21 protein-coding genes are annotated in these 26,179 nt (G+C 73.7%); 10 read left to right on the top strand and 11 right to left on the bottom strand.

Translation table 11 applies throughout. The features are described 5' to 3' along the window. Nucleotides 1-183 precede the first annotated feature (183 nt). The 3 genes from OIE12_RS11255 to OIE12_RS11245 all read right to left on the bottom strand — a co-directional run bounded on the left by OIE12_RS11255 (nucleotide 184) and on the right by OIE12_RS11245 (nucleotide 3,679). Nucleotides 184-1,173 carry an N-acetylglucosamine kinase gene (locus OIE12_RS11255; RefSeq protein ID WP_329134314.1) on the bottom strand — a complete coding sequence of 330 codons (990 nt, stop codon included), beginning with the start codon at nucleotides 1,171-1,173 and terminating at the stop codon, nucleotides 184-186. Continuing rightward, a complete protein-coding gene (locus OIE12_RS11250; RefSeq protein WP_329134312.1) occupies nucleotides 1,170-2,435 on the bottom strand; it encodes a 6-phospho-beta-glucosidase in 1,266 nt (421 codons plus the stop codon). The genes OIE12_RS11255 and OIE12_RS11250 overlap by 4 nt, the downstream gene beginning before the upstream one ends. A 110-nt stretch (nucleotides 2,436-2,545) precedes the next feature. Continuing rightward, nucleotides 2,546-3,679 (bottom strand): mechanosensitive ion channel family protein, encoded by a 1,134-nt coding sequence (locus OIE12_RS11245; RefSeq protein ID WP_329134310.1) that lies wholly within the window; start codon nucleotides 3,677-3,679, stop codon nucleotides 2,546-2,548. 334 nt (nucleotides 3,680-4,013) lie between these two features. On the opposite strand from OIE12_RS11245, the gene OIE12_RS11240 reads away from it, so the two are divergent. Then, nucleotides 4,014-4,550: an HNH endonuclease gene (locus OIE12_RS11240; RefSeq protein ID WP_006137298.1), complete on the top strand. Its 537-nt coding sequence runs from the start codon at nucleotides 4,014-4,016 to the stop codon at nucleotides 4,548-4,550. Nucleotides 4,551-4,667: 117 nt separating this feature from the next. Here the strand turns inward: OIE12_RS11240 and OIE12_RS11235 are convergent, their stop codons facing one another. Genes OIE12_RS11235 through OIE12_RS11225 form a run of 3 tightly spaced genes read right to left on the bottom strand, consistent with a single transcriptional unit; the run spans nucleotide 4,668 to nucleotide 7,302 of the window. Then, nucleotides 4,668-6,020 carry an ABC transporter permease gene (locus OIE12_RS11235; protein ID WP_329134307.1) on the bottom strand — a complete coding sequence of 451 codons (1,353 nt, stop codon included), beginning with the start codon at nucleotides 6,018-6,020 and terminating at the stop codon, nucleotides 4,668-4,670. Then, on the bottom strand, nucleotides 6,017-6,772 hold the full coding sequence (locus OIE12_RS11230) for an ABC transporter ATP-binding protein (protein ID WP_329134305.1): 756 nt from the start codon (nucleotides 6,770-6,772) through the stop codon (nucleotides 6,017-6,019). Before OIE12_RS11230 ends, OIE12_RS11235 begins: the two co-directional genes overlap by 4 nt. After that, nucleotides 6,769-7,302: a PadR family transcriptional regulator gene (locus OIE12_RS11225; RefSeq protein WP_329134303.1), complete on the bottom strand. Its 534-nt coding sequence runs from the start codon at nucleotides 7,300-7,302 to the stop codon at nucleotides 6,769-6,771. The genes OIE12_RS11230 and OIE12_RS11225 overlap by 4 nt, the downstream gene beginning before the upstream one ends. 211 nt (nucleotides 7,303-7,513) lie before the next feature. Between OIE12_RS11225 and OIE12_RS11220 the strand changes: the two genes are divergently transcribed. The 3 genes from OIE12_RS11220 to OIE12_RS11210 all read left to right on the top strand — a co-directional run bounded on the left by OIE12_RS11220 (nucleotide 7,514) and on the right by OIE12_RS11210 (nucleotide 10,317). Beyond that, on the top strand, nucleotides 7,514-7,777 hold the full coding sequence (locus OIE12_RS11220) for a hypothetical protein (protein WP_329134301.1): 264 nt from the start codon (nucleotides 7,514-7,516) through the stop codon (nucleotides 7,775-7,777). After that, on the top strand, nucleotides 7,778-9,994 hold the full coding sequence (gene malQ / locus OIE12_RS11215; RefSeq protein WP_329134299.1) for a 4-alpha-glucanotransferase: 2,217 nt from the start codon (nucleotides 7,778-7,780) through the stop codon (nucleotides 9,992-9,994). A gap of 86 nt (nucleotides 9,995-10,080) precedes the next feature. After that, nucleotides 10,081-10,317 carry a hypothetical protein gene (locus tag OIE12_RS11210; protein WP_329134297.1) on the top strand — a complete coding sequence of 79 codons (237 nt, stop codon included), beginning with the start codon at nucleotides 10,081-10,083 and terminating at the stop codon, nucleotides 10,315-10,317. A 103-nt stretch (nucleotides 10,318-10,420) separates the two neighbouring features. On the opposite strand, the gene OIE12_RS11205 is transcribed toward OIE12_RS11210, so the two are convergent. Continuing rightward, nucleotides 10,421-10,993 (bottom strand): TetR/AcrR family transcriptional regulator, encoded by a 573-nt coding sequence (locus OIE12_RS11205; RefSeq protein WP_329134295.1) that lies wholly within the window; start codon nucleotides 10,991-10,993, stop codon nucleotides 10,421-10,423. Nucleotides 10,994-11,165: 172 nt separating this feature from the next. Between OIE12_RS11205 and OIE12_RS11200 the strand changes: the two genes are divergently transcribed. Beyond that, nucleotides 11,166-12,647, top strand: a complete 1,482-nt coding sequence (locus OIE12_RS11200; RefSeq protein WP_329134293.1) for an FAD-dependent monooxygenase — start codon at nucleotides 11,166-11,168, stop codon at nucleotides 12,645-12,647. Between the two features lie 19 nt (nucleotides 12,648-12,666). Here the strand turns inward: OIE12_RS11200 and pepN are convergent, their stop codons facing one another. Then, on the bottom strand, nucleotides 12,667-15,246 hold the full coding sequence (gene pepN, locus OIE12_RS11195) for an aminopeptidase N (RefSeq protein WP_329134290.1): 2,580 nt from the start codon (nucleotides 15,244-15,246) through the stop codon (nucleotides 12,667-12,669). Between the two features lie 194 nt (nucleotides 15,247-15,440). Then, complete coding sequence (locus OIE12_RS11190) at nucleotides 15,441-16,463, bottom strand: aspartate-semialdehyde dehydrogenase (RefSeq protein ID WP_329134288.1); 1,023 nt, start codon at nucleotides 16,461-16,463, stop codon at nucleotides 15,441-15,443. A gap of 378 nt (nucleotides 16,464-16,841) precedes the next feature. Between OIE12_RS11190 and OIE12_RS11185 the strand changes: the two genes are divergently transcribed. Both OIE12_RS11185 and OIE12_RS11180 read left to right on the top strand, forming a co-directional pair. Beyond that, complete coding sequence (locus tag OIE12_RS11185; RefSeq protein ID WP_329134286.1) at nucleotides 16,842-17,675, top strand: alpha/beta fold hydrolase; 834 nt, start codon at nucleotides 16,842-16,844, stop codon at nucleotides 17,673-17,675. Next, complete coding sequence (locus tag OIE12_RS11180) at nucleotides 17,668-18,231, top strand: TetR/AcrR family transcriptional regulator (protein ID WP_329134284.1); 564 nt, start codon at nucleotides 17,668-17,670, stop codon at nucleotides 18,229-18,231. Before OIE12_RS11185 ends, OIE12_RS11180 begins: the two co-directional genes overlap by 8 nt. 55 nt (nucleotides 18,232-18,286) lie before the next feature. On the opposite strand, the gene OIE12_RS11175 is transcribed toward OIE12_RS11180, so the two are convergent. Next, entirely contained in the window at nucleotides 18,287-21,637 is a 3,351-nt protein-coding gene (locus OIE12_RS11175; protein WP_329134282.1) for a S8 family serine peptidase, read from the bottom strand. A gap of 199 nt (nucleotides 21,638-21,836) precedes the next feature. Between OIE12_RS11175 and OIE12_RS11170 the strand changes: the two genes are divergently transcribed. The 3 genes from OIE12_RS11170 (at nucleotide 21,837) to OIE12_RS11160 (ending at nucleotide 24,921) form a co-directional block, all read left to right on the top strand. After that, entirely contained in the window at nucleotides 21,837-22,298 is a 462-nt protein-coding gene (locus OIE12_RS11170) for an NUDIX hydrolase (protein ID WP_329134280.1), read from the top strand. A gap of 136 nt (nucleotides 22,299-22,434) precedes the next feature. Next, complete coding sequence (locus OIE12_RS11165) at nucleotides 22,435-22,722, top strand: hypothetical protein (protein WP_329134278.1); 288 nt, start codon at nucleotides 22,435-22,437, stop codon at nucleotides 22,720-22,722. 417 nt (nucleotides 22,723-23,139) lie between these two features. Continuing rightward, complete coding sequence (locus OIE12_RS11160) at nucleotides 23,140-24,921, top strand: TIGR03767 family metallophosphoesterase (RefSeq protein ID WP_329134277.1); 1,782 nt, start codon at nucleotides 23,140-23,142, stop codon at nucleotides 24,919-24,921. A gap of 19 nt (nucleotides 24,922-24,940) precedes the next feature. On the opposite strand, the gene OIE12_RS11155 is transcribed toward OIE12_RS11160, so the two are convergent. Further along, a complete protein-coding gene (locus OIE12_RS11155) occupies nucleotides 24,941-26,044 on the bottom strand; it encodes a hypothetical protein (RefSeq protein WP_329134275.1) in 1,104 nt (367 codons plus the stop codon). Nucleotides 26,045-26,179 lie beyond the last annotated feature (135 nt).

Here is a 26,179-nt window from a genome sequence, read left to right as displayed (position 1 = left end):
GCCGGGGGCCGCGCGGCACAGGGCGCGGCTCGGGCCCACGTCCCCTTGGTGAGGAATACGCGTGGGGCGCCGGTGCGGTTCCCTCGTGGGCCCCGCCCGCCCGACCGCTCAGGCCCGTTCCCCCTCGGGCCGCTCAGACCCGTTCCCCCTCGGGCCGTTCAGACCCGTTCCCCCTCGGGCCGCTCAGCCCTCACCCTCGAAGTGCCCCCGCACTCTCTCCTTCGCCTCCCGTGTCGCCCCCAAGCTGTCCAGGCCCAGCAGCGCCGCGCCCAGGACCGGTGGGGCGGTGACCACCTCGGCGTGGGCCCGGGGGGCCCGCGCGGCGAGCAGCGTGCGGACGGCGTCGTCGAGTTGACGGTGGCGTGCGGCCAGGACGCTGCCGCCGAGGAGGACCGGAACCTCCGCCTCCAGCAGGTCGAGGCGGATGAGGGCGACCCTGGCCATCGTCACCACCTCCTCGGCCAGCCGGTCCACCAGTGCCCGGGCGACCCGGTCGCCCGACTCGGCCGTGGCGAACAGGACCGGGGACAACTCGTGGCGGCGGCGCCCGGGGATCTCCCCGAGGTGCAGGGCCTGGAGGAGGTCGTACATCGTGGCCAGCCCGAAGTGGGCGGGGAGCGCACGGGCCAGCGCCGTGGCCTCCCCGCGCCCGTCCTCGGCGCGCGAGGCGTACCAGAGCGCCTCCTCCGCGAGCCCCCAGCCGCCGCCCCAGTCGCCCGAGAGCCGGCCGAGCGCGGGGAACCGGGCGGTGCGGCCGTCCGGCCGCATGCCGACGCAGTTGATGCCGGCGCCGCAGACGACGGCGACCCCGTACGGCTCGGTGACCCCCGCCCGCAGGATCGCGAACGTGTCGTTGCGGACCTCGGTGCCGGCGCCCCAGCCGCGCGCGTGCAGAGCGGCGCCCAGCCGCTCCTCCTCGACGGGGAAGTCCGCGTTGGCCAGGCACGCCGAGACGTGCGTGACGGCCGGGAGTCCGGCCGCGGACAGCGCTTCCTTCACCGGCGTGGCGAGGGCGTCCAGCGCCGGCTCCACGCCCACGGCGGGCGGCCGGAACCCCTCGCCCCGGGCCGTGCCGAGGACCCGCCCGTCGACGCTCACCACGGCCACGTCCGTCTTGCTGTTCCCGGCGTCGACGGCGAGCACGGAGGCGGGGCCCGCGGGATGCGTCGTCACGCCCACGGCAGGTGCTCCCGGTTGTGCGCGAGCAGGCGGTCGGTGAGGGCGTCGGCCCGCGCGTACTGGCCGATCAGGGGGTGGGCGAGGAGCGCGCGGAAGACCCGGTTCCGGCCACCGTGCAGCGCGGCCTCCAGCGCCAGGTCCTCGTACGCGGTCACGTTCGCCATCAGCCCCGCGTACAGCGGGTCGACGGGCGTGACCGGCAGCGGACGCGCGCCCTGCGCGCCGACCGCGGCCTGCGTCTCGATCACCGCGTCGTCGGGGAGGAAGGGCAGCGTGCCCCGGTTGAACGTGTTGACCACCTGGTACGGCGCCCCCGCGCCGGCCAGCAGCGCGGCCGCGAGGTCGACGGCCGCCTCCGAGTAGTAGGCGCCGCCGCGCCGGGCGAGCAGCTCCGGCTTCTCGTCCAGCGCAGGGTCGCCGTACATGCGCAGCAGCTCGCGCTCCATCGCGGCGACCTCCGCGGCCCGCGAGGGCTTGGTGCCGAGCTCCCGCACGACCTCGTCGTGGGAGTAGTAGTAGCGCAGGTAGTACGACGGGACGGTGCCGAGGCGGTCCAGCAGGGGGCGGGGCAGCCGCAGGTCGGCGGCGATGGTGTCGCCGTGCCCGGTGAGCAGCTCGGGGAGGACGTCCTCGCCCTCGGGGCCGCCCAGGCGGACGCCCGTCTCCCAGGTGAGGTGGTTGAGGCCGACGTGGTCGAGGTGGACACCGGCCGGCTCGACGCCGAGCAGCGCGGCGAACTTGCGCTGGAGCCCGATCGCCACGTTGCACAGGCCGACCGCGCGGTGGCCCTCCTTGAGCAGGGCGCGGGTGACGATGCCGACGGGGTTGGTGAAGTCGATGATCCAGGCCCGCGGGTTGCGGCGGCGGACCCGGTCGGCGATGTCCAGGACCACCGGGACCGTGCGCAGCGCCTTGGCCAGGCCGCCCGCGCCGGTGGTCTCCTGGCCGACGCAGCCGCACTCCAGCGGCCAGGTCTCGTCCTGCTGCCTGGCCGCCTGTCCGCCGACGCGCAGCTGGAGCAGGACCGCGTCCGCGCCGTCGACGGCCGCGTCGAGGTCGGAGGTGGTGACGATCCGGCCGCCGTGCCCCTGCCGGGCGAAGATCCGGCGGGCCAGCCCCCCGACCAGCTCCAGCCGGTCCGCGGCCGGATCGACGAGCACCAGCTCCGCCACGGGCAGCGTGTCCCGCAGCCGGGCGAACCCGTCGATCAGTTCGGGGGTGTAGGTCGAGCCGCCGCCGACCACGGTGAGTTTCATGCAGGACGCAGCCCTTCGCTCCGGTGCGCTCCGGATCACTCCGGTGACGGGGGCCACGGTGCCATGAGCGGCATGGTCCGGACCACAGTGCGGGCCCTTCCCGCGCCCCGCTACTTCGACGGCGGGGCCGTGCGTGCCTGCGGTATCGGCTCCGTGGCGCGGGCCTGGGGCGAGGTGGCGTCGGCGAACGTGGAGGGCGCGGCGACCGACGCCGAGGGGTCGGCGGGCTCCTCCTCGGGCGTGGCCGTCGCGCCGCCGACGATGCGGATGTCCGCCGCGTCGAACGCCCGCTTGATCCGCCAGCGCAGCTCGCGTTCGACCGTCGTCGACTTGCCCGGCATCGTCTTCGCCGTCACGCGCACCACCATGGAGTCGATCAGGACGCTGTCCAGGCCGAGCACCTCGACGGGCCCCCACAGGAGCTCGTTCCAGGGCTCCTCCTTGCTCATCTTCTCGGCGACCGCGTCGAGCGTGGCCTTGAGGTGGTCCAGGTCCTCGTCCGCCCTGACGGTGACGTCGACGCCGGCGGTGGCCCAGCCCTGGGAGAGGTTGCCGATGCGCTTGATCTCGCCGTTGCGGACGTACCAGATCTCGCCGTTGTCGCCGCGCAGCTTGGTCACGCGCAGCCCGACCTCGATGACCTCGCCGGAGGCGACGCCCGCGTCGATGGTGTCGCCGACGCCGTACTGGTCCTCGATGATCATGAACACGCCGGAGAGGAAGTCGGTGACCAGGTTCCGCGCACCGAAACCGATCGCGACACCGGCCACACCGGCCGAGGCGAGCAGCGGGGCGAGGTTGATCTGGAAGGCGCCGAGCACCATCAGCGCGGCCGTGCCGAGGATCAGGAAGGACGCCACCGAGCGCAGCACCGAGGCGATGGCCGCCGAGCGCTGCCGGCGGCGCTCGGCGTTGACCAGCAGACCGCCGAACCCGTTGCCCTCCACGGTCTGGCCCGTGCGGTTCATCCGCTCGATCAGCCGGGTCACGGCCCGCCGCACCACCGCCCGCAGCACGACCGCTATCACCAGGATCAGCAGCACCCGCAGCCCGATCGCGAGCCACGTGGACCAGTTCTCCTCGACCCAGCCGGCCGCGTTGGTCGCGTGCTCCTGGGCGTCCTGGAGCGTGGCCGTGGCCGCGTTCCCCGTGTCGGACGGGGAGGGGGACGGCGACGGCGCGGCGGCGGACGCGCGGGGGGCGGATGCCCAGAGGGCGGGCGCCCAGAGGACGGACGGGGACACGGCGGAAACCTCCTGTACGGCCTGCCGCCGGCGCCGGACGGCCGCGGGGTTGTCGGCCGACCGGTGTCGATCGGATCACGGGAAGGTCACCGGACGGGCAGGGAAGACCACACTAACGGGGCAGGTTGTGGGGATTCCCTGTGATGTAGGGAGGAGAGACGGCGCTCACCTGCGTATGCGGGGAGCGCGGCGCGGGGCGCGCTTCCGATGTGGTCGAAAACACTCCCAGCCCGTTACCGGGACATGGTGGCGCTTCCACCAGGCATGAGGAGAGACTGACTATCTGTCGTCCCGGCGCGAGCCACGCGCCGCCGGCGTACCAAGGAGGCCATCCGTGCCGCATGTCCTGGTCCTCAACGCGTCGTACGAGCCCCTCGGCGTCGTACCGCTCCGCCGCGCGCTCGTCCTCGTCCTGGAGAACAAGGCCGTCAGCCTCGAGGAGTCCGGCGCCTTCCTGCACAGCGCGACCGTCACAGTCCCCGCACCCAGCGTGGTCCGGCTGAAGAGGTTCGTCCGGGTTCCCTACCGGGGGCCCGTGCCGCTGACCCGGCGGGCGCTGTTCGCCCGCGACGGCGGGCGGTGCATGTACTGCGGGGGCGTCGCCACCAGCGTCGACCACGTCGTTCCGCGCAGCCGCGGGGGGCAGCACGCGTGGGACAACGTGGTCGCCTCGTGCCGCCGCTGCAACCACGTCAAGGCCGACCGGCACCTCGTCGAACTCGGCTGGCGCCTCCGCCACAAGCCCGCCCCGCCGACGGGGCTGGCCTGGCGCATCATCGGCACGGGCCACCGGGACCCGCGCTGGCTGCCGTACCTGCAGCCGTACGGCGCGGACGACGCGCTGGCCCGCATCGACGGCATCTCGGCGTAGCGCGCCTAGTAGCTCGGGGGGTTCTGTCGTCTGGCGACCGCGGGTGGTTCGTGGCTGATCGCGCAGTTCCCCGCGCCCCTTTCCGGGGCGCGGGGAACTGCGCAAACCACCCCCCCGTCACCCGTACCGCAGCTCCCCCACCGGCACCCCCCGCCCCAACCCCCGCACGGCCACCGCCGAGGCGGCCACGCACGCGCCCCACACAACGGCCGGCACCACGCACGCCCCCCACGGCACCCCACCACTCCCCGCCAACCCCGCGTACCACGCCCCGACCGCCACGCCCCCGCCCCCGGCGACAACAACCCCCGGCCCCAGCGGCAACGCCGTCTCCAGCAACGACGCCCGCACCAGCACCCCGCGCGGCACCCCCACCGCCACCTGCACCGCCAACGCCCGCCGCCGCACGGCAACCGACTCGGCGGAGCCCACCGCGAGCGCGGCCAGCGCGACACAGAGGGCGACCAGCAAGGCGGCCGCCGTCAGGTTCAGTCCCGCCGTGTAGAACGACCGGCCTCCGGCGGTGTTCCCCTCGTCCAGCCGCTCCAGCATCACCCGCCGCACACCGACGAACCCGGCCCCCACCACCGTCACCAGCAGCACCGCCCCATGGCTGCGGGCGGCGGCCCACGGATCCTCCCGCAGCCGCTCCGCCGCGATCAGCACCGCCGGGCTGCCGGTACGCCCCGCCGCCCAGCGTCCCACCAGCCGGGCCGTGACCCCGGACAGCACCACCGCACCCGCCCCGGCGAGCACCACCACCCCGCACACCAGCAGCGCGCCCCACACCGCACCCTGCCGCGCCCCCGCCGTCACCAGGACGAACCCGGCGGCCAGCAGCATCGCCGCCCCGGCGCCCACCAGCGCGGGACCCCGCCCGGTGCGCGGCCGGGACCGCCGCACGACGCCCAGCGGCGAGGCGATCACCCGCCGCAGCGCCACCACGGCCACCAGCGTGCCCAGCACCGGTACCACCACCGCGACCAGCGCGGCCCCGGCCCACACCGGGGCCGGCGGACGCTGCCACACGCGCAGCAGGAGCAGTACGCAGAACACGGCGGTGACCGTCGAGCCCGCCGCGCAGGCGAGCCCCGTCTCCAGCCCGGCGATCCGCCGCACCCGCGCGGGCGAGGCGCCCGCGAGCCGCAGCGCGGCCAGCCGCCGGTCCCGGTGCACCGCGCCGACCCGGGCGCACTGCCCGAGGAAACCGAGCACCGGGACCAGCAGCAGCACCAGGGCGGCGACCACCCCGCGACGCTCCCCGGGCCGGTCCAGCAGCCCGTGCCCGAACGGCACGCTCACCTGCCCGTGCGGCGCCGCGACGGCGAGCGCGGCCAGCGCGCACCCGGCGACCAGGGCCGCACCCGCCCCGGTCAACAGCAGCCGCCACCACTCCCGCCGGTCCGACCCGCGCACCAGTGTCCACGCCAGCCGCAGATCCGCCCGCAGCGTCATTCCCGAAGCGCTCATCGGCCCGCCTCCGCCGTGCCGCCGGCCGCGCCGACGGACGCCCACGCGGGTTCGCCCGCCACGACCCCGTCCCGCAGCACCACCTCCCGGTCCGCGTACGCCGCGACCTGCGCGTCGTGCGTGACCAGCAGCACCGCCGCGCCCGACTCGCGGGCCGTGTGCACCAGGGCCGTCATCACCTGCTCGGTGGCGAGCGAGTCCAGCGCGCCCGTCGGCTCGTCCGCGCACACCACCCGCGCCCCGGTGACCAGCGCCCGCGCCAGCGCCACCCGCTGCGCCTGGCCGCCGCTCAGCTCGCCCGGTCGCAGCTCGCCCTGCCCCCGGACGCCGAACCGCTCCAGCCACTCGCCCGCCCGCTCCCGTGCCGCCGCCCGGGAGGCGCCCACGAGCAGCAGCGGCAGGGCGACGTTGTCGGCCGCCGTCAGCTCCGGGATGAGCTGACCGAACTGGAACACCACCCCGAACTCCGTGCGCCGCAGCTCGCTGAGCCGGTGCTCCGGGAGCCGGTCGACGCGTTCGGCGCCGTAGCGCACCTCTCCCGCGTCGGGGCGCGTGAGGCCCGTCAGGCAGTGCAGCAGCGTGGACTTGCCGCTGCCGCTGGGGCCCGTGACGGCGAGGATCTCGCCGGCGTGCACCTCGATGGAGGCGCCACGCAGCGCCGGTGTGGCGCCGTGCGCCTTGACCAGGTCCCGGCCCGCCAGGAGCGGGCCGTTGGCGTCGGCCGAACCGCGCACGTTGACTGGACTGCTCATGCTGAGTGGACCTCCGCGGTCAAAGTGGTGAGCCGGGCCGCCGTGGTCGTCATCCAGCGGAGGTCGGCGTCGAGGTGATGGAGGGCGTAGTCGGCCGAGAGCACGGTCGCCAGGGGGGCGCCGGGTGCCGTCTTCACCGCGGTGAGCTCCCGCATCCGGGTCATGTGCGCGGCCCGCTGGGCCCGCAGATAGCCGGCCGGATCGCCCGGGGCCAGGATCGCGACGACGACCTTGGCGAAGATCTCGTTCGTCACGAACGGCGCCGGGGGAGTGATCTCCCCCGCCCAGTGGGCCAGCTCCCGGGCCCCGTCCTCGGTGGCGCGGTACAGGGTGCGCTCGGGGCCGCCGTCGGAGCCGGTGCCCTCGACCTCGGCGAGGCCGTCCCGGACCAGCCGTTGCAGCGTCGTGTAGACCTGCCCGTACGCCAGGGGGCGTGCCTGGGGGAAGCGCTCGTCGTGCCGCCGCTTGAGGTCGTAGCCATGGCTCGGCCCCGCGGCGAGCAGCCCGAGCAGGATGTGGCGGGTGCTCATGGTGATCAGTATGCACTCACAACATGTACTGAGTGAATAGTCGGACGCATGGCGGGCGCCGCACACCCGGAAGTGTGACGCGGAGCACGTTGCGGGGTGACTTACGTCTGCGGGTGCGGGCTTGGGGTAGGGCTACTAACCCTCACCCGCGACGGACCGCTCGTACCGGACCATCCGTACCGGACCGTCGTCCGACGACAAGGAGGCCCTTGTGGCCGCACCGGCACGCCTGCTTTTCCCCGCCCAGTCCAAACGCCCGGCGGAGCCGTCCGCCGAAACCGCCGAACTCGACCTGTGCATGCTCAGCGCGGAGGGCAGCCGCGCCGAGGCGCCCCTGACCAGCGAGCCCCCGCTGCCCGACCTCGAGCCGCTCACCAGCGAACCCCCGCTGGCCGACGCGGCCCCCCTGACCAGCGAGCCCTCCGTCGTCGGCGCCGGCCTCACCGGGGCGTGCGCGGACCCCTCGGGACTGTAGATGCCGCCGGGCGAGCGGGAAGAGGCGGCAGAGGCCCCTCGGGCGGGGGACGCGACGGGGGAGACGCCGGCCGACGACCCGTCGGGGGAGACGTCTGCCGACGACCCGCCGGGCGAGGCGTTCGCCGGGGGTGAGCCCGAGACCCCCTTGGCCCGGCTCGCCGCCCTGCACGGTGTCGCCACCTCCTACCGGCCCTCCCCGGACCGTACGGTCGCCGCCTCCGACGGAGCCGTGGTCGCCGCGCTGGCCGCGCTCGGCGTCGACGCGGGCGGCCCGGACGCCGTACGCCGTGCGCTCGACGCGCGCGAGGCGGAGCTGCGGCAGCGGCTGCTGCCGCCGACGGTCGTGCGGTGGCTGCCCGGGGCGGGGGAGGAACCGGTGGTGCCGGACGCCCTCGCCGCGCTCCCCGCCGGTACCCGGCTGCGGGTCGAGACCGAACAGGGCGAGGTCCGCGACGACGGGGCCGACGGCCTCCCGCCCGGCGTCCACACCCTGCACGCCACCGCCCCCGACGGCCGCACCGCCACCGCGCACCTCGTCGTCGCCCCGGCCCGGCTGCCCGCCCCGCCCGGCCGCACCCACGGGCTCCTCGTCCAGCTCTACTCCCTGCTCTCCCACCGCTCCTGGGGCATGGGCGACCTCGGCGACCTCGCCGAGCTCACCGCCTGGGCAGGCCGCACCCTCGGCGCCGGATTCGTGCAGGTCAACCCGTTGCATGCGGCCGTACCCGGCGCCCCCACCGACCCCTCCCCGTACCGGCCGTCCTCCCGCCGCTACCCCGACCCGGTCCACCTGCGGGTGGAGGACGTCCCCGAGTACCCCTACGCCGACGACCCCGCCCGCCTCGCCGGGCTCCGCGCGGACGCCGCCCGGCTGCGCGCCGCCGTTCTGCACGAGGACGCGCTCATCGACCGCGACGCCGTGTGGGAACTGAAGCGCCAGGCCCTCGAACTGGTCCGCGCCGTCCCCCTCGGACCCGGCCGCCGTGCCGCCTACGCCGACTTCCTCGCCCGGGAGGGCCGGGCCCTGGAGGACCACGCCACCTGGTGCGCGCTGGCCGAGGTGCACGGCTCCGACTGGCACCGGTGGCCCGAACCGCTGCGCGACCCCCGCTCGGCCGAGACCGCCCGGGCGCGCGGCGAACTCCTCGACCGCGTCGATTTCCACAGCCGGCTCGCCTGGCTCACCGACGCCCAGCTCGCCGCCGCCCAGCGCTCCGCGCGCGACGCCGGCATGGCGGTCGGGCTCGTGCACGACCTCGCCGTCGGCGTCCATCCCGGCGGCGCCGACGCCTGGGCGCAGGCCGACCACTTCGCCGCCGGCATGTCGGTCGGCGCCCCGCCCGACGCCTTCAACGCCCGTGGCCAGGACTGGGGGCTGCCGCCCTGGCGCCCGGACCGGCTCGCCGCCTCCGGCTACGCCCCCTACCGCAGCCTGCTGCGCGCCCTGCTCCGGCACGCGGGCGCGCTGCGCATCGACCACGTCATGGGCCTGTTCCGCCTCTGGTGGGTCCCCCAGGGCCGGCCGCCCACCGAGGGCACCTACGTCCGCTACGACGCCGACGCCATGCTCGCGATCCTCGTCCTGGAGGCCTCCCGCGCCGGCGCCCTGGTGATCGGCGAGGACCTCGGCACCGTCGAGCCCGGCGTGCGCGAGGCGCTCCAGAAGCGCGGCGTGCTCGGCACCTCCGTGCTGTGGTTCGAACGCGACTGGACCGGCGACGGACGGCCGCTGCCCCCCGAGCGCTGGCGCGCCGACTGCCTGGCCACCGCCACCACCCACGACCTGCCCTCCACCGCCGCCCGCCTCACCGGCGAACACGTCGACCTGCGCGACCGCCTCGGCCTGCTCACCCGACCGGTGGAGGAGGAGCGCGCCGAGGCCGCGGCGGACGTCGGCGAATGGCTGGCCGTCCTCGACCGGCTCGGCCTGCTCGAAGGCGCCGGCGGCGGACCGGCCGGACCCCGCGAGGAGGCCGAGATCCAGGCCCTGCACCGGTTCCTGCTGCGCACCCCCGCCCGCATGGTCGGCGTCTGGCTCCCCGACGGCGTCGGCGACCGCCGCCCGCAGAACCTGCCCGGCACCTGGGACCAGTACCCCAACTGGCGGCTGCCCGTCGCCGACGCGGACGGCCGCCCGGTCACCCTGGAGGACCTGGCCGCCTCGCCCCGCGTCCGCGCCCTGACGGACGTCCTGCGCGAGCCGGGGGAGCGGTGACGCCGGGCCCGGTCCACGGGGCCGGCCGGGCGGCCGTACGGCACCCCGGGCGCGCGGGGCTTCCGGCCGTTCGCTACGTTTGCACCGTGGACAAGAAGAACGCCCTGCGCGCCGGCGCCCTGGCCGCCGGTACGACGCTGATGATGCTGCTCATGTCGTCCCCCGCGCTCGCGCTGGCCCGCGACGACGGCGACGACCCCGGCCAGGGCCTCAGCGTCGCCGAGACGCTGGGACTCTACGTCGCCGCGCCGATCGTCCTGTTCCTGGTCATCGCCGGCCTGGTCATGGCCCTGGACAAGTCCCGCAAGCAGCAGCAGAGCTGACCCGGCCAGACCTTACGCCGAGGGAGCCCGCACACCGCATGGTGCGCGGACTCCCTCGGCGTGTTCGTGCGGCGCGCCGTGTGCCGCACTCCGCGGTGCCGCCTCACGGGCTGGGCGCGGTGAGGTACCGCTGGAGCGTGGGGGCCAGCCACGCCACGACCTCCTCCGGTGAGAGCGCCGCCGCCGACGGGAACCGCAGGACGTAACGGGTCAGCGCCAGCCCCAGCACCTGCGACGCCACGAGCGCGGCCCGGGCCGGCACCTGCTCGGGGTCCGGGCACACGCGCCGGGCGACGGGCACGATCTGGTCCCGGAAGATCCCCTGCATCCGCTCGGCCCCCGCGGCATTGGTCACCCCGGCGCGCAGCAGCGCCGTGAGGACGTCGTTCTCCTCCCACAGGTGCAGGAAGTGCCGCACCAGGACCCGCCCCACCTCCTCCCGCGGCAGCCCCGTGGGGTCGGGCAGCCGAAGGTCGACGTCGAGCACGGCGGCGAACAGCCCCTCCTTCGACCCGTAGTAACGCATGACCATCGACGGGTCGATCCGCGCGTCCTTGGCGATGGCCCGGATGGTCGCCCGCTCGTAGCCGTCGGAGGCGAAGCGTTCGCGTGCGGCGGCGAGGATCGCGGTGCGGGTGGCGTCGGAGCGCCGTGCGGGCGGGGAGGTTTCGGCCATGCCAACAAGCGTAGGCCGACGCCTGACGGCCAACAAGTGTAGGCCAACTCTCGTTGGCCTACACTTGTTGGCCAACATCTGTTGACACGCTGTCTGTGGTCGTCCTACGTTGGCAAACAAGCGTTGGCATAGTTGCGTTGGCCACCATCCGTAGACCCCTGGTGAGGCAGCCATGACGGACAAGTCCCGCACCACCAGCACCGCGCACACCACCACCCCCCGCGTACTCGTCGTCGGCGCGGGGCCGACCGGGCTGCTGCTGGCGGGGGATCTGGCCCTCGCCGGGGTCCCCGTCACCCTCGTCGAGAAGCGCCCGCGCCGGATCAGCAACCTCTCCCGCGCCTTCGTCCTGCACGCCCGCACGCTGGAACAGTTCGACGCCCGCGGGATCGCCGACGAGATCGAGGCGACCGGCCGCAGGCTCGCCGACATCGGCCTCTTCGGCCGCCTCTCCATCCGTCTCGACGAACTCCCCTCCCGCTTCAACCACCTGCTCGTCGTCCCGCAGTACGAGGTGGAGAAGGTCCTGCTGCGGCGCGCCGAGGAGGCGGGGGTGACCTTCCGGTACGACACCGAGGTGACCGGCCTGGCGCAGCACGACGACGGCGTCACCCTGAAGGTCCGCGGCTCCGGCGGGCAGGAGCGGGAGCCGTTGCGGGCGGAGTACGCCGTCGGGACGGACGGCATGCGCAGCGCGGTGCGGGCGGCGGTCGGGCTGCCGTTCCCCGGACGGTCGGTCATCCGCTCCGTCGTGCTGGCGGACGTACGGCTCGGCGAGGAGCCGGAGAACCTGCTCACCGTCAACGCGGTCGGCGACGCCTTCGCCTTCCTCGCGCCGTTCGGCGACGGCTACCACCGCATGATCGGCTGGCACCGGGGCCGTGACGTCCCCGACACCGCGCCGCTCGGCCTGGACGAGGTCAAGGAGATCACCCGGCTCGCCCTCGGCCGCGACTACGACATGCGCGAGGCCCGCTGGATGTCCCGCTTCCACAGCGACGAACGGCAGGCGCCGGCGTACCGGGTGGGCCGGGTCCTCCTCGCCGGGGACGCCGCCCATGTGCACACCCCGGCGGGCGGCCAGGGCATGAACACCGGGCTCCAGGACGCGGCCAACCTGGGCTGGAAACTCGCCGCGGTGCTGCAGGGCCACGCCGGCCCCGGCCTGCTCGACACCTACCAGGCCGAACGGCACCCGGTCGGCCGGGCGGTACTGCGCAGCAGCGGCGGCATCGTACGGCTCGCGATGGCCGAGCGGCCCTGGACCCGCGCGCTGCGCGCCGGCCTCGTCACCTTCCTCGATCACTGCGGCCCCGCCCGCCGCCGCCTCGCCGCCCAGGTCACCGGCATCGGCTACGCCTACGCCACCCCGCGCGGCGCTCACCGCCTGACCGGCACAAGGGTCCCGGACGTCCGCCTGTCGGGCGACACGCGCCTCCACGAGGCCCTGCGCGGAGGCCGCTGGGTCCTGATTCTCCCGCGTGACCGGCAGCTCCCCGCCGGCTCCCGCGAGGACCGTCTCGCCCTCCACCACTGGGCGAGCCCCCGCCGCACCACCCTCCTGGTCCGCCCCGACGGCTACACGGCCTGGGCCGCGGACACACCGGTGTCCGCGGCCCAGTTGGAGCAAACCCTCACGACCCACGTCGGCTGACGGGGGCGCTCCGTGCCCCCTACCGCCCCGCCGCGTCCACCTCCTGCGCCCGCAACGCCCGCTCGACCCCGGCCCGCGCCTCGGAGATCAGCCTCCGCAACGCCGCGTTCGGCTCCGCCGACGACAGCCACTCGTCCGTCTTCGACAGCGTGGAGGCGGCCACCTGCACGGACGGGTACAGCCCCACCACCACCTGCTGCGCCATCTCGTACGACCGCGACTCCCAGACACCCTTGACCGCGTCGAAGTACCGGTCCACGTACGGCGCCAGCAGCTCCCGCTGATCCGTCTGCACGAACCCCGCGATCACCGCCTCCTGCACCGCGTTCGGCAACGTGTCGGACTCCACGACCGAGGCCCACGCCTCCGCCTTGGCCTCCTCCGTCGGCCGCGCCGCCCGCGCACTGGCGGCGTGCCGCTCACCGGCCGCCGTCCGGTCGCGCTCGTACTCCCCGGCGATCTCGTTCTCGTCGAACCGCCCGACCGCCGCCAGCCGCTGCACGAACGCCCAGCGCAGCTCGGTGTCGACGGCCAGCCCCTCCACGGTGTGCGACCCGTCGAGCAGCGACTCCAGCAGGTCCAGCTGCTCCGGCGTACGGGCGGTCGCGGCGAACGCGCGCGCCCAGGCCAGCTGGTGGTCGCTGCCCGCCTCGGCCGACCGCAGATGGGCCAGCGTGGCGTCGGTCCACCGGGTGAGCAGCGTCTCCCTGGCGCCCGGGTCGGCGTAGAGGTCGACGGCGAGCTTGACCTGGCGGTGCAGCGACTGCACCACACCGATGTCGGACTCCTTGCCGATGCCGGACAGCACCAGGGACAGGTAGTCGCGCGCGGCGAGCTCGCCGTCGCGGGTCATGTCCCAGGCCGAGGCCCAGCACAGGGCGCGCGGCAGCGACCACTCGAAGTCGCCCAGGTGCTCGGTGACGAACGCCAGCGACTGCTCGTCGAGGCGGACCTTGGCGTACGACAGGTCGTCGTCGTTGAGCAGGACGACCGCCGGACGGCGCCGGCCGGCCAGCTGCGGCACGGCGGTCAGCTCACCGTCGACGTCCAGCTCGATCCGGCCGTCCTCGGCGCGCACCAGCTTGCCGCTCGCCTCGTCGAGGTCGTACAGGCCGATCGCGATCCGGTGCGGCCGCAGCACGGCCTCGCCCTTGGCGCCGGCGGGCAGCGCCGGGGCCTCCTGGCGGACGGCGAAGGAGGTGATGACACCGTCGGCGTCGGTCTCGATCTCCGGGCGCAGGATGTTGATGCCGGCCGTCTCCAGCCACTTGTTCGACCAGGTCTTCAGGTCGCGCCCGGAGGTCTCCTCCAGCGCGCCCAGCAGGTCGGACAGGCGCGTGTTGCCGTACGCGTGGCGCTTGAAGTACGCCTGCACGCCCTGGAAGAACTCGTCCATGCCCACGTACGCCACGAGCTGCTTGAGCACGCTGGCGCCCTTGGCGTAGGTGATGCCGTCGAAGTTGACGAGCACGTCCTCGAGGTCGTTGATCTCGGCCATGATCGGGTGCGTGGAGGGCAGCTGGTCCTGCCGGTACGCCCAGGTCTTCATCTGGTTGGCGAAGGTGGTCCACGACTGCGGCCACCTCGTGCCCGGCGCGTGCGCGAGGCAGGCGGCCTCGGCGTAGGTGGCGAACGACTCGTTCAGCCACAGGTCGTTCCACCACTCCATGGTGACCAGGTCGCCGAACCACATGTGGGCCAGCTCGTGCAGGATCGTCGCGGCCCGGCCCTCGTACGCCGCGTCCGTCACCTTGGACCGGAAGACGTACTGGTCGCGGAAGGTGACCGCGCCCGCGTTCTCCATCGCGCCCGCGTTGAACTCGGGCACGAACAGCTGGTCGTACTTCTTGAACGGGTAGGCGTAGTCGAACTTCTCCTGGAACCAGTCGAAGCCCTGCCGGGTGATGTCGAAGATCGCGTCCGCGTCGAGGAACTCGGCGAGCGAGGGCCGGCAGTAGATGCCGAGCGGGACGGACTGCCCGTCCTTCTCGTAGACGCTGTGCACGCTGTGGTACGGGCCGACGATCAGCGCGGTGATGTACGTCGAGATCCGCGGCGTCGGCTCGAACACCCAGAGCTGTCCGTCGGGCTCGGGCGTCGGCGAGTTGGAGATGACCGTCCAGCCCTCCGGCGCCTTCACGGTGAACTGGAAGGTCGCCTTCAGGTCCGGCTGCTCGAAGCTGGCGAACACCCGGCGGGCGTCGGGGACCTCGAACTGGGTGTAGAGGTACGCCTGGTCGTCGACCGGGTCGACGAAGCGGTGCAGGCCCTCGCCCGTGTTGGTGTACGCGCAGTCGGCCACGACCCGCAGGATGTTGCGGCCCTCCAGGAGCCCGCGCAGCGCGATCCGGGAGTCCGCGAAGACCTCGGCGGCGTCCAGCGTGTCACCGTTGAGGGTCACCTCGTGCACGGCCGGGGCGATCAGGTCGATGAACGAGTCCGCGCCGGACTCGGCCACGTCGAAGCGCACCGTGGTCACGGACCGGTAGGTGCCGCCCTCTTGAGCGCCCGAGAGATCGAGGTCGATCTCGTACGAGTCGACGGTGAGCAGCTTCGCCCGCGTCCGTGCCTCTTCGCGGGTCAGATTGGTGCCAGGCACGCGGTCATCTCCTCCATATGTGTCGGTTCGGTCATCCTTCCACGACCGGCCCGGCGAAGGCTGCCGAGATTTCGTGGAACGACCGGCGGACCGGACACGTCGAGGGAAAGCCCTGCCCCGGGGCGGACACCGGCGTGGGGGAAACCCCCGCGGGTGCGGCGGGTCGGTTCCCGCCCGCCGCACCCGCCGACCGGTTACTTCTTCTCGTTCAGCTCCGCCGCCACCAGTTCCGCGATCTGTACGGCGTTCAGCGCGGCGCCCTTGCGGAGGTTGTCGTTGGAGATGAACAGGGCCAGACCGTTGTCCACCGTCTCGTCGGCGCGGATGCGGCCCACGTACGACGGGTCCTGGCCGGCCGCCTGCAGCGGGGTGGGGATGTCGGAGAGGGCCACGCCGGGGGCGCCGCCCAGCAGCTCGGTGGCGCGCTCGGGGCTGAGCGGCCGGGCGAAGCGGGCGTTGACCTGGAGGGAGTGGCCGGAGAAGACCGGTACGCGCACACAGGTGCCGGAGACCTTCAGCTCCGGGATCTCCAGGATCTTGCGGGACTCGTTGCGGAGCTTCTGCTCCTCGTCGGTCTCGTTCAGGCCGTCGTCGACCAGGTTGCCGGCGAGGGGCAGCACGTTGAAGGCGATGGGGCGCTTGTAGACGTTCGGCTCGGGGAAGTCCACGGCCGCGCCGTCGTGCGTCAGCCGGTCGGCCTCCGCGACGACCTTCTGCGTCTGTCCGTGCAGCTCGGCGACGCCGGCGAGTCCGGAGCCGGACACCGCCTGGTACGTGGCGACGACCAGCGCCTGAAGCCCCGCCTCCTCGTGCAGCGGCTTGAGGACGGGCATCGCGGCCATCGTGGTGCAGTTCGGGTTGGCGATGATCCCCTTGGGGCGGTTCAGGGCCGCGTGCGGGTTCACCTCGGAGACCACCAGGGGGACGTCCGGGTCGCGGCGCCAGGCGGAGGAGTTGTCGATCACGACGGCGCCCTGGGAGGCGACCTTTTCGGCCAGCGCCTTGGAGGTGGCGCCGCCCGCGGAGAACAGGACGATGTCGAGGCCGGTGTAGTCGGCCTGGGAGGCGTCCTCCACCGTGACACCGTCGACGACCGTGCCGGCGGAGCGGGCCGAGGCGAACAGGCGCAGCTCGGTGACCGGGAAGTCGCGCTCCTTGAGGATCCTGCGCATGACCGTGCCGACCTGTCCGGTGGCTCCGACGATTCCGACCCTCACGGTGTCTCCCTGGTTCTCGGCGCGTCTCGGCCGCGTTTCGGCCGCTTCTCCATGATGCGGTGGTGCCCGGGTTGCCTGTCCAATTCTTTGCCGTCCTGCTCGGGGAGTGGGACGGGGTCCTCCGGGCGGTTTCGGGGCGTGCCTACCCGGGGGGTGGTGGTGCACGCGGGGGTGTGACGTATGCCTCTGCCCTGCGGGGTGCCGGAGTTTTTTCGCCCCCGCCGCCCCTACCCTTCCCGTCCCCGGGGGCTGCGCCCCCGGACCCCCCTAAAAGATTGCGCAGTTCCCCGCGCCCCTTTGCAGGCGCCGTTGACTTCGTTGGCTAACTGGATTAGCTTTTGGATAACGATATTAGCTGAGCGGGTCGAAGGAGCTGTCATGACCGAGTACCTTGCCGTGGACGGTGGGCGTATCGCCTATGACGTCGTGGGGGACGGGCCGCTCGTCGTGCTGGCGCACGGGGTGGGGGACAGCCGGTTCGCCTACCGGGCCGTCGTTCCCCGGCTCGTGGCCGCCGGGTACCGCGTCGCCGCCGTCGACCTGCGCGGCTGCGGCGAGTCCAGCGTCGAGTGGGCGTCCTTCAGCCGTACCGACGTCGCCGGTGACCTGCTCGCCCTCGTACGGCACCTCGGCGGGCCCGCCGTGCTCGTCGGGCACTCCTTCTCCGGCGGCGCCGCCACCATCGCCGCCGCGCGGGAGCCGGAGCTGATCACCGCCGTCGTCGAGCTGGCGCCGTTCACGCGCAAGCAGTCGATGAAGCTCGGCGACCTCAGGGTCAGCCGGTTCCGCAAGGGCATGGTGCGGCTGCTCGGCGCGGGCCTCTTCGGCAGCCCGCGGCTGTGGCGCGCGTACCTGGAGGTGGCCTACCCCGGCGTCCGGCCGGCCGACTGGGAGCGGCGGACGGCGCGCATCGACGCGCTCATGAGCGAGCCCGGCCGGATGAAGGCCATGCAGGCCATGGGGCGCAGCGCCCCGGACGACGCGGGCGCTCAGCTCGGCAACGTCCGCTGCCCCGTCCTGGTCGTCGAGGGCACGCTCGACCCGGACTGGGCCGACCCGCGGGCCGAGGGCGAGGCGATCCTCGCGGAGCTGCCGCAGGGCCTCGGACGGTTGGAGATGATCGAGGGGGCCGGGCACTACGCCCACGACCAGTACCCTGACCAGGTGACCTCGCTCATGCTGCCGTTCCTCGCGGAGACCGCCCGTGCCTAGGGCGGGCCTCGACCCGGCGGTCGTCGTCGCGGCCGGTGCCGCGCTCGCCGACGAGGTCGGCGCGGGCCGCCTCACGATGGGGCTGCTGGCCGAACGGCTGGGGGTGCGCACGCCCTCCCTGTACAAGCACGTGGCCGGGCAGGAGGACCTCAACCGGCGCATCGCCGCCCTGGCGCTGAGCGAGGCCGGTGACGCGGTCGGCACCGCCGTCCAGGGGCGGGCCGGCCGTGACGCCCTGGCGGCCGCGGCCAGGGCCTTCCGCACCTACGTCCTCGACCACCCCGGCCGGTACGCCGCGACGATCGGCATGGAACCCACCGGCCCCGACGACCCGCTGGCCGCCGGCGGCCGACGGCTGCTCGAACCGCTCCTCGCGGTGCTGCGCGGATACGACCTCGCCGAGGCGGACGAGACCCACGCCCTGCGCATGCTGCGCAGCCTCTTCCACGGCTTCGCCACCCTGCAGTCGGCGGGCGGCTTCCGCTGGAGCACCGACGTCGACGAGAGCTTCGAGTGGCTGGTCGACTTCGTCGACCGGGGTCTGCGCGCCCCGTGAACGGCGGGGGAGGGGGGAGACCCCCGGAAGGGACACCCCCGCCCCCGCCGCGCGGTTACCGCACCACCTTGCCGATGCTCACGCTGCCGGTGCCCGCGACCGTGCCCCGGGCGTTGACCAGCTGCACCCGGCCGAAGAACTCCCGGCCCTCGGGCGCCGCGGCCGCCGCCGTGACCTGCGCGTCCACCGTCGCCGACGAGCCCGTGCCGAGCTTCACCGGCGCCGAGGAGGCCACCGTCACCGTGCCGAGCGAGGACGAGAAGAACACGTCCCGGTAGTCGTACTCCGTGGTCCCGGCGGGCACCGAGTAGCCGACGACCTCGACCGTGTACGTCCCGGCGGCCGGCTTGGCCACCGACACCGACTCCTCCGAGTCACCGTCCGCCGACTGCGCGACCTGCGCGCCCGAGGCGTCGTACACCGTCAGGTCCAGGTCGGCCCCGGTGTCCGAGGTCCCGCCGATCGCCACGTCGAGCGAGGCGGCACCCTCGGGCACGACCACGGTGGTGGTCCGGGTCTCGCCCTGCGCGAGCGAGGGCCGGTCCGTCTTCGACGAGCCGAGCGGGCCGCCCTTCAGGGTGCCCTCCAGCGCCGCGAACTTGTTGGTGACCTTCCAGGAGGCGGTGGCCGGGGTGCCGACCTTCGCCTCGGGCACGTTCACGGTCGCCGGGTCGAACTCCGCGCCGAGCACGGTGACGTCCAGCTTGTAGGGGTTGTCGAGCAGCGGCGAGGTACGCCGTGCCTCGACCTCGATCTCCCACACCCCGGCCTGCGGCTCGGCGTACGACCGGGCGTCCGGGCGGCAGCCGTTGCCGTCGAGGTAGTTGTTGTAGCAGTACGGCGTGGACGTCTCGTCCACCGGGACGCCGTACGGGTGGATGCCGATGAACCGGGTCTGGCTCTTGTCCCGCAGCCCGCCGATGGCGACCTCCAGCGAGGTGGCGCCCTCGGGGACCGTGACGAAGTACGAGCGGGTGCTGTTGCGCTGCACCGAACCCGACGCCGTGTAGGTGTACTTCGCCGGCGTGGAGACCACGACCGTGGTGAGGATCTGCTGGTCGGTGCCCTCCGTGCGCGGGTCGTCGACCTCCAGGATCGCGCTCTTGAGCCCCGCCGACCTCGGCGTCGCCCGCACATGGACGGTCACCGGCTCGTTCAGCGGCAGCCGCACCAGCGGGGAGCCGACGATCCGGAACGTGTGCGTGGCGTCGTTGGCGAGCCGCAGCCGGTGCCACACCCCGCCCGAGGGTCCGGAGGTGCGGGTCACGGTGACGTCGTACGTCTTGTGCTGCCCGGCCTTCAGGCCGCCCTCGCGGTCGTAGAGACCGGTGCCGAAGCCCGGGGTCGTGAGCGCGTAGTCGATCGCGGTGTCGACCGGCGCCTTCACCGTGTACGTGTGCGCGCTCGCGCCGTGCCGGATCGACCGCCAGGCGGCGACGATGTCGATGAGACCCGCGCCCTCCTCGTACGCCTGTACGCCGCTGATGTGGTCGGCGGTCGAGGTCAGGGCGGTGCGCAGCTTCGCGGGCGTCAGGTCGATGTGCTTCTGCTTCGCCGCGCTCAGCAGCAGCGCGGAGGCGCCGGCCGCCTGCGGGGAGGCCATCGAGGTGCCCTGGAGCATGGAGTAGCCGGCCGGGAGCGCGTAGCCCGCCTCGGGCACCGGGGCGCCCGGCAGCCAGGTCTGCGTGGTGTTGATCGCGGCGCCCGGCGCGGTCAGCGTCGGCGTGAAGCCGCCGTCCTCACGCGGGCCGCGCGAGGAGAACGGCATCATCGCGTACTTCGTCCGCACCGCGGAGCCGTAGTTGGCCGCCCAGGTCTCGCGCGAGATGGACGCGCCGACCGAGATCACCTTGTCGGCCAGGCCCGGGTCGCCGATCGTGTTGGCGCCGGGGCCGGAGTTGCCCGCGGAGATCACGAGCTGGACGCCGTAGGTGTCGATCAGCCGCGTGTACATCGTGGCGCGCGCGTTGGCGCCGTCGTTGAGCGCGGGCAGCCCGCCGATGGACATGTTGACGATGTCGACGCCCCGGTTGGCGACGAGGTCGATCATGCCCTCGGTGAGCGCCACATTGGTGCAGCCGCCGCTCCAGGTGCAGGCGCGCGAGGAGACGATCTGCGCGCCGGGGGCGGCGCCGTCCATCCGCCCGCCGAACAGCCCGTTGGCGGCGGTGATGCCGGCGACGTGCGTGCCGTGCTCGGACTCGATCACGCCGATGTTGACGAAGTCCGCCTTCTTGCCGACCCAGGACCCGCCGTAGGGGTCCATCGGCACGTCCTTGCGGATCTGCACGACGAACGGCTGCCGCTCGGCCACGTCCGTCTTCGGGTCGTCGGTGCCGAAGTAGCCGACCTGGTAGCCGTCCTTGTACGGCTTCATCGGGGTGTCGTCGGTGAAGTCCCCGTTGTCGTTCAGGTCGACGCGGACCGTGCCGGCCGCCGCGTCGTACAGGACCCCCCAGGAGTCGGTGGTGTCGCCGTCGCGGTTCGCGTCGCCCGCGGCGTCGCCGCCCGTGGTGTACGACTCCTTGAAGGTGCTCACCTGGTACGAACCGGCCGGCGCGGTGTAGGTGCGCCCGCCGTAGGTGAAGGTGGGCCCGGAGACGGAGCTGACCATGGGGCGCCAGGTCTGGTCGCCGTCCACGATCGGGTCGGTCGCGGTCACCCAGTCGACGATCTTCCGCTGGCCGGTGGTCGTCTTCTGCAGCGCCGGGTGGCCGAGGTCCACGCCGGAGTCCAGGATGCCGATGGTGATGCCGCGCCCGTCGGCCTTCGGGTTCTGCCGGACGAAGTCGACGGCGCCGGTCTCGAAGGAGGGGTTGTACGGGTTGACGGCGGGGGTGTTCTTGCCGGGCGCGGGGTAAGTGCGCTCGGCCGCCCGCTTGTTGGCGCCCTTGGCGGCCTTGGTGTCCTTCGCCGTGTCGGCGCTCGGCGTCGGGTCGTCGAGGGCGATCTCCTGGCGGAGGTCGATCGCGTGCACGGAGGACAGCTTGGTGGCGGCCGCGATCGCCGCGTCCGCCTTCGCGGTGGGGACGGTGGCGCGGACGTAACCGAGCTTGTCGTACGTCCGCCCGACGGAGCCGCCCTTGACGGCGTCGAGTTCCCCGGCGACCTGCTCGGTCTTGCCGGGGGCGGTGGCGACCATCATGGTGACGGTCTTGTCGCCGCCCGCCTTCGCCTGCGCCAGCAGGTCGGCGTCGTCCGAACCGAGCTTGGCGGGCCCGGACTTGACGGGGGCGGCGGCCGGGTCGGCCGGGTCGGCGGCGGCCGTGGTGGTGTGGCCCGCCGCGACGGCCAGGGGTATCGGCCCGGCCGCGGAGAGCGCGGCCACCAGGCCGGTGGCCACGGCGACGCGGGCCGCGCGTCTTCTCGCGCCCGATATGGGGGCGCGCTGAGGGTCGGAGGTCATCGGCATCCCTTGTAGGTCAAATGAACCGAAGTGGGCCGCTCAGCTTTACCCGAGCGGGGGTTGTTTGGGGAGTGTTGACCGTCTGATGACGCGTGCATGGCGTACTTCCGCCATACGTCATCGGGGAGTTAGCGGGCAAAGCGGGTGGTTCCGTCCGGGTGACGCGGGGTTTTCTGCCGTCGCCCCGTAACGTCGCCGCATGCGGCAGAACGTGAGGGTGGCGGCCTACGCCGTGTGTGTCCGGGACGGGCGGATCCTGCTGGCCCGGTGGACCGGGGCGGGCGGGCCGCGGCGGTGGACGTTGCCGGGCGGGGGGATGGAACACGGGGAGGACCCGTACGGGACGGTGGTGCGGGAGGTGGAGGAGGAGACGGGGTACCGGGTGGAGCCGGTGGCGCTGCTGGGGGTGGAGTCGGCACGGCGGGTGATCCCGCGCCGGGGCTGGCGGCGGGGTCCGGTCGACCACCAGGCGGTGCGGGTGATGTACGAGGTGCGGGTGGTGGGCGGTGAACTGCGCTCGGAGGTCGACGGCTCGACGGACCTGGCGGCGTGGCACGAACTGTCGGAGGTGGGCGCGCTGGAGCGTGTCCCGTACGTCGACACGGCCCTGCGCCTGTGGCACGACCGCCCGCCGACGGGGCGGGTGGGGAGCTTGCCGTAAGGGCTGCTCGCCCTTGCCACCCTTACCCGAGTCATCCCCGACCAGACACGGCGCCACGCGCTACCCGCAGGTATCGCTGTCACAGTTGGGGCACCGCTCCGTTGTGTCTATGTATCCCGAATGACAGGGAGTTCGAATGGGGCTGGCCATATACGCGCAGGCTGTGGGGCATCAAAGGCTGCGGATGGTGGCTGATGACCGGGACGCGTCCTTCGCGCGCCTGTGCTTGTCGGCTCCGCCGGGCTCGATTCGACGCGGAGTCATGCCTCACGGCGACACCATGTTCAACAGTTGGCAGACCGAACGCCTGATTGAAGAACTTGAGGCACTCCCTGCTGGTCGGCCCGCGGTCATCGACGAGATCCTGGAGATCGCGTGGTTGGCCCTGAAAAAGGCCGGCTATGTCTACATCATCGGGGATTGAGGGACGCTTACCTCTCTCCCTGGGTGAGTGAGGCGTCCACGCTTCACCAGTAGGCCATCGCGATCCTGCTGGACCGGGTGGAACCCTCGAAAGCCGCCTGTGCCACGTTCGTCCACCGCAACCATCGGCGTCGCTGTTGCCGGCCTGGCCGGCCGAGATGCTTGCCACCTACTGGCTTGACGCATCGGAGCGCCCGTAAGTCGGCCTGCCGTAGCGACGCACGACCCGTGTGCGCCTCCGCGGCGCCCCCAGGCTCCGCCTCGCCCCGCAGCCGAAAAAACCTCTGGGGGCGCCGCAACGTTGCCGTCCCGTTCACGCCGTCGCCACCCCCGGTGCCAAGCATCCCGGTGAGCGGAAGGTTCGCGCAGGCGAACCCCGCGCCACCGTCGATGCGTTCGCCCCCGGGGAGATCCCGCCATGCCGCGCCAACGCTCAGCCGCCACAGAACCCCCCACCACAGGCACCAGCACCACCCCCTTCGCCCCCACCCGCCGCACCCTCCTCGCCACCGCCGGCGCGGCCACCGCCTCCGTCGGCCTCGGGCTCGCCCTCCGCCCCGACAAGGCCGCTGCCGGCGCCGAACCGCCGCTCATCACCCACGGGCGCCCCGCCGCGGCCGCACCCCTCGCCCCCTACACCCGCGGCACCACCCTCGCCACCGCCGCCACCCCCGCCACCCCCGCCGGCAAGGACACCGGTTACCGCCGCCTCGGCGACGGCCCCGCCTGGCCCCGTGTCGTCCGCACCGACCTCGCCGCCGCCGCGGGCGGCCGGGCGGCCCGCCGTACCGCCCTCGCCGCGTTCGTCCAGTTCACCGACCTGCACCTGGTCGACGTCCAGCACCCCCTGCGCTACGAGTACCTGCGCGCCCAGACCTCCAGCGCCTGGCGTCCCCAGGAGGCCCTGTCCGTCGCCGGTGCCGCCTCCCTCGTCGAACGCGTCAACGCCCTGCGCGGCGCCCCCGCCACCGGCTCCCCGCTGCACTTCGTGATGACGACCGGTGACAACTGCGACAACAACTCCCGCACGGAACTGGACTGGTTCCTCAAGGTGATGAGCGGCGGCCGCGTCACCCCCAACTCCGGCGACCCCCGCCACTACGAGGGCGTCCAGAACAGCGGTCTGACGCTGTACTGGCAGCCCGACTCCGCCCTGCGCGACGCCGACAAGCAGCACGGCTTCCCCCGTCTCGACGGCTTCCTCGCCGCCGCGATCGCCGAGGTCAACAGCCCCGGCCTCCACCTCCCCTGGTACTCCACCGTCGGCAACCACGACGCCCTGCCCGGCGGCTGCTACGCCCCCGGCGACTCCTGGTTCGCCGAGTTCGCCGTCGGCGGCCGCAAACTGATGAGCCTGGACGAGCACGCGGGCAAGGCCATCTGGGACAACGTCCGGCACGGCGGCGACCCCACCGGCGCCGACTTCCGCGCCCTGCTGAAGTCCCAGGCCCGCCACATGCGTTCCGTCACCCCCGACGAGGCCCGCGCCCCCTTCACCCCCGCCGAGTACCTCAAGGCCCACCTCGACCCCGCGCACACCGGCCCCGGCCCCGTCGGCCACGGCTACACGCAGGCCAACCTCGACGCCGGCACCCAGTACTACGCCTTTCGCATCGCCGACGACGTCCTCGGGATCAGCCTCGACACCACCGACCCCGGCGGCCACTACGAGGGCTCGATCGGCGACGCCCAACTGCGCTGGCTGGAGAAGACGCTGCGCGACAACCGGGACGCCCACGTCCTCGTCTTCAGCCACCACACCAGCAGGACGATGCGCAATCTGCGCACCGACCCCGGCCGCCCCGGCGAGAAGCGGCACGGCGGCGACGAGCTGGTCACCGTCCTCGGCCGCCACCCCAACGTGCTCGCCTGGGTCAACGGCCACAGCCACAAGAACGCCATCACCCCCCACCACTCCCCCGGCAACGGCTCCTTCTGGGAGGTCTCCACCGCCTCCCACGTCGACTTCCCGCAGCTCGCCCGGGTGATCGAGGTCGTCGACAACAAGGACGGCACGCTCTCCCTGTTCACCACGCTCGTGGAGTCCGCCGCCCCGCACCGCACCGACTTCGCCGACCTCACCCAGACCGGGCTCGCCGCCCTCTACCGCGAACTCGCCTTCAACGCACCCGGCTCCCGCGCGACCCTCTCGGGCGACCCCGGGGACCGCAACACCGAACTCGTCCTGAAGAAGGCGTAGAGCAGCACGACAACCGCGCTCACCTGGGCAGGACCACGATGTACGCGGGCGGCTTCCGGTCCGCCGCGGCCATCAGCGCCGTACGGACCACCGTCGCCTGCTGCTCCCTCGCGTCCCGCAGCTTCTTCGGGGTGACGTGGAGGACGGTGACGCCCAGCCGCTCCAGGTGCTCCCGCTTGCGCGCGTGCTCCGTCCACAGGGCGTCGTCGTCCGGGCGCCCCGCGCCCTGCGGGCCGCCGTGGCGCGGGGCACGCGTGTCCAGCTCCACGGCGACCGCGGCCTCGGGCCAGTAGGCGTCCACCCCGCCCAGGTGCGGGCCGCCCGGCAGCCGCAGGTCCACGTTCCACACCGGGTCCGGCAGTCCGTACTCCTCGACCATCCGGTACAGCCGCTCCTCGGCGAGGGTGCGGCCCTCGGCGAGCAGCGCGTCCACGGCGTCCACCACGTGCGGCCGGTTCAGCAGCCGCGCCTGCGTCAGCTCCCGTACGACGGCGGCCGGTTCGCAGTGGCCGCCGCGGACCGCCTCGGTCAGCAGCCGGCGCACCGTGGTGGCGTCCGACAGTTGCGCCACCGCGTCGGCCAGGGCGCGCGGCACCGGGGTGACGGGCACGCCGGTGACCCGCTCGGGGGCGGGCAGCACGGAGGTGCGCACGAGACGGACGCAGCCGACGCTGCGCAGCCGCCGGGTGCGGGGGACGAGGACGTCGATGCGGTCCAGGGACGGCAGCGGCGGGGAGGCGGTGAAGCCGTGCAGGGTGAGCGCGGCGAGCCCGGTGACCATCGCCCCGACGGCGGGCACCGGGCGCGGGGCGGGGCCGGACTCGTGGGCCTGCGCGGCGCCCGGCTGCGGCGGGATGCCCGGGACGGCCGCGCCGGAGCGGCTCTGCGCGCGGTCGGCGTAGAGCAGCACCGCGTGCAGCCGCTCCTCCGAGGTGGGCGGGCCGGGGTGCAGCAGTACGACCCCCGGCAGCAGTTGCTGCCAGGGGCCGCCGGGCCGGCACCGCTCGTCGGTCTCGGCGGCGCCGACGCCGTGGGCGCGCAGCTGCGCGGCGGACAGCACGCGGGGGCGGGCGTCGGAGAGGTGCTGGAGCGGGCGGGGGGAGAGGGGGGTGTTGTGCGTCATGCGGGGGAGTTTCCCGGCCCCGGACCGCCCGATAACCGCTGTTACGCGCCCGTCGACGAACCAGGACAAGGCGGCACTAAAGGACAGCTGTTCGAGTGCCGAAGAGGCTGGTCCGGACGGGCGGCGCCCCGGGTT

The sequence above is a fragment of the Streptomyces sp. NBC_00670 genome (assembly GCF_036226765.1).
In the GTDB taxonomy this organism is placed as follows: Bacteria; Actinomycetota; Actinomycetes; order Streptomycetales; family Streptomycetaceae; genus Streptomyces.
This window is presented reverse-complemented; position numbering and strand designations above follow the sequence as displayed.

Coding starts and splice junctions, on each gene's coding strand:
- OIE12_RS11250 (WP_329134312.1), bottom strand. CDS start 2,435: ATGAAACTCACCGTGGTCGGCGGCGGCTCGACCTACACCCCCGAACTG.
- OIE12_RS11235 (WP_329134307.1), bottom strand. CDS start 6,020: ATGAGCGCTTCGGGAATGACGCTGCGGGCGGATCTGCGGCTGGCGTGG.
- OIE12_RS11230 (WP_329134305.1), bottom strand. CDS start 6,772: ATGAGCAGTCCAGTCAACGTGCGCGGTTCGGCCGACGCCAACGGCCCG.
- OIE12_RS11225 (WP_329134303.1), bottom strand. CDS start 7,302: ATGAGCACCCGCCACATCCTGCTCGGGCTGCTCGCCGCGGGGCCGAGC.
- malQ (WP_329134299.1), top strand. CDS start 7,778: ATGCCGCCGGGCGAGCGGGAAGAGGCGGCAGAGGCCCCTCGGGCGGGG.
- OIE12_RS11205 (WP_329134295.1), bottom strand. CDS start 10,993: ATGGCCGAAACCTCCCCGCCCGCACGGCGCTCCGACGCCACCCGCACC.
- OIE12_RS11200 (WP_329134293.1), top strand. CDS start 11,166: ATGACGGACAAGTCCCGCACCACCAGCACCGCGCACACCACCACCCCC.
- OIE12_RS11185 (WP_329134286.1), top strand. CDS start 16,842: ATGACCGAGTACCTTGCCGTGGACGGTGGGCGTATCGCCTATGACGTC.
- OIE12_RS11175 (WP_329134282.1), bottom strand. CDS start 21,637: ATGACCTCCGACCCTCAGCGCGCCCCCATATCGGGCGCGAGAAGACGC.
- OIE12_RS11170 (WP_329134280.1), top strand. CDS start 21,837: ATGCGGCAGAACGTGAGGGTGGCGGCCTACGCCGTGTGTGTCCGGGAC.
- OIE12_RS11165 (WP_329134278.1), top strand. CDS start 22,435: ATGGGGCTGGCCATATACGCGCAGGCTGTGGGGCATCAAAGGCTGCGG.
- OIE12_RS11160 (WP_329134277.1), top strand. CDS start 23,140: ATGCCGCGCCAACGCTCAGCCGCCACAGAACCCCCCACCACAGGCACC.
- OIE12_RS11155 (WP_329134275.1), bottom strand. CDS start 26,044: ATGACGCACAACACCCCCCTCTCCCCCCGCCCGCTCCAGCACCTCTCC.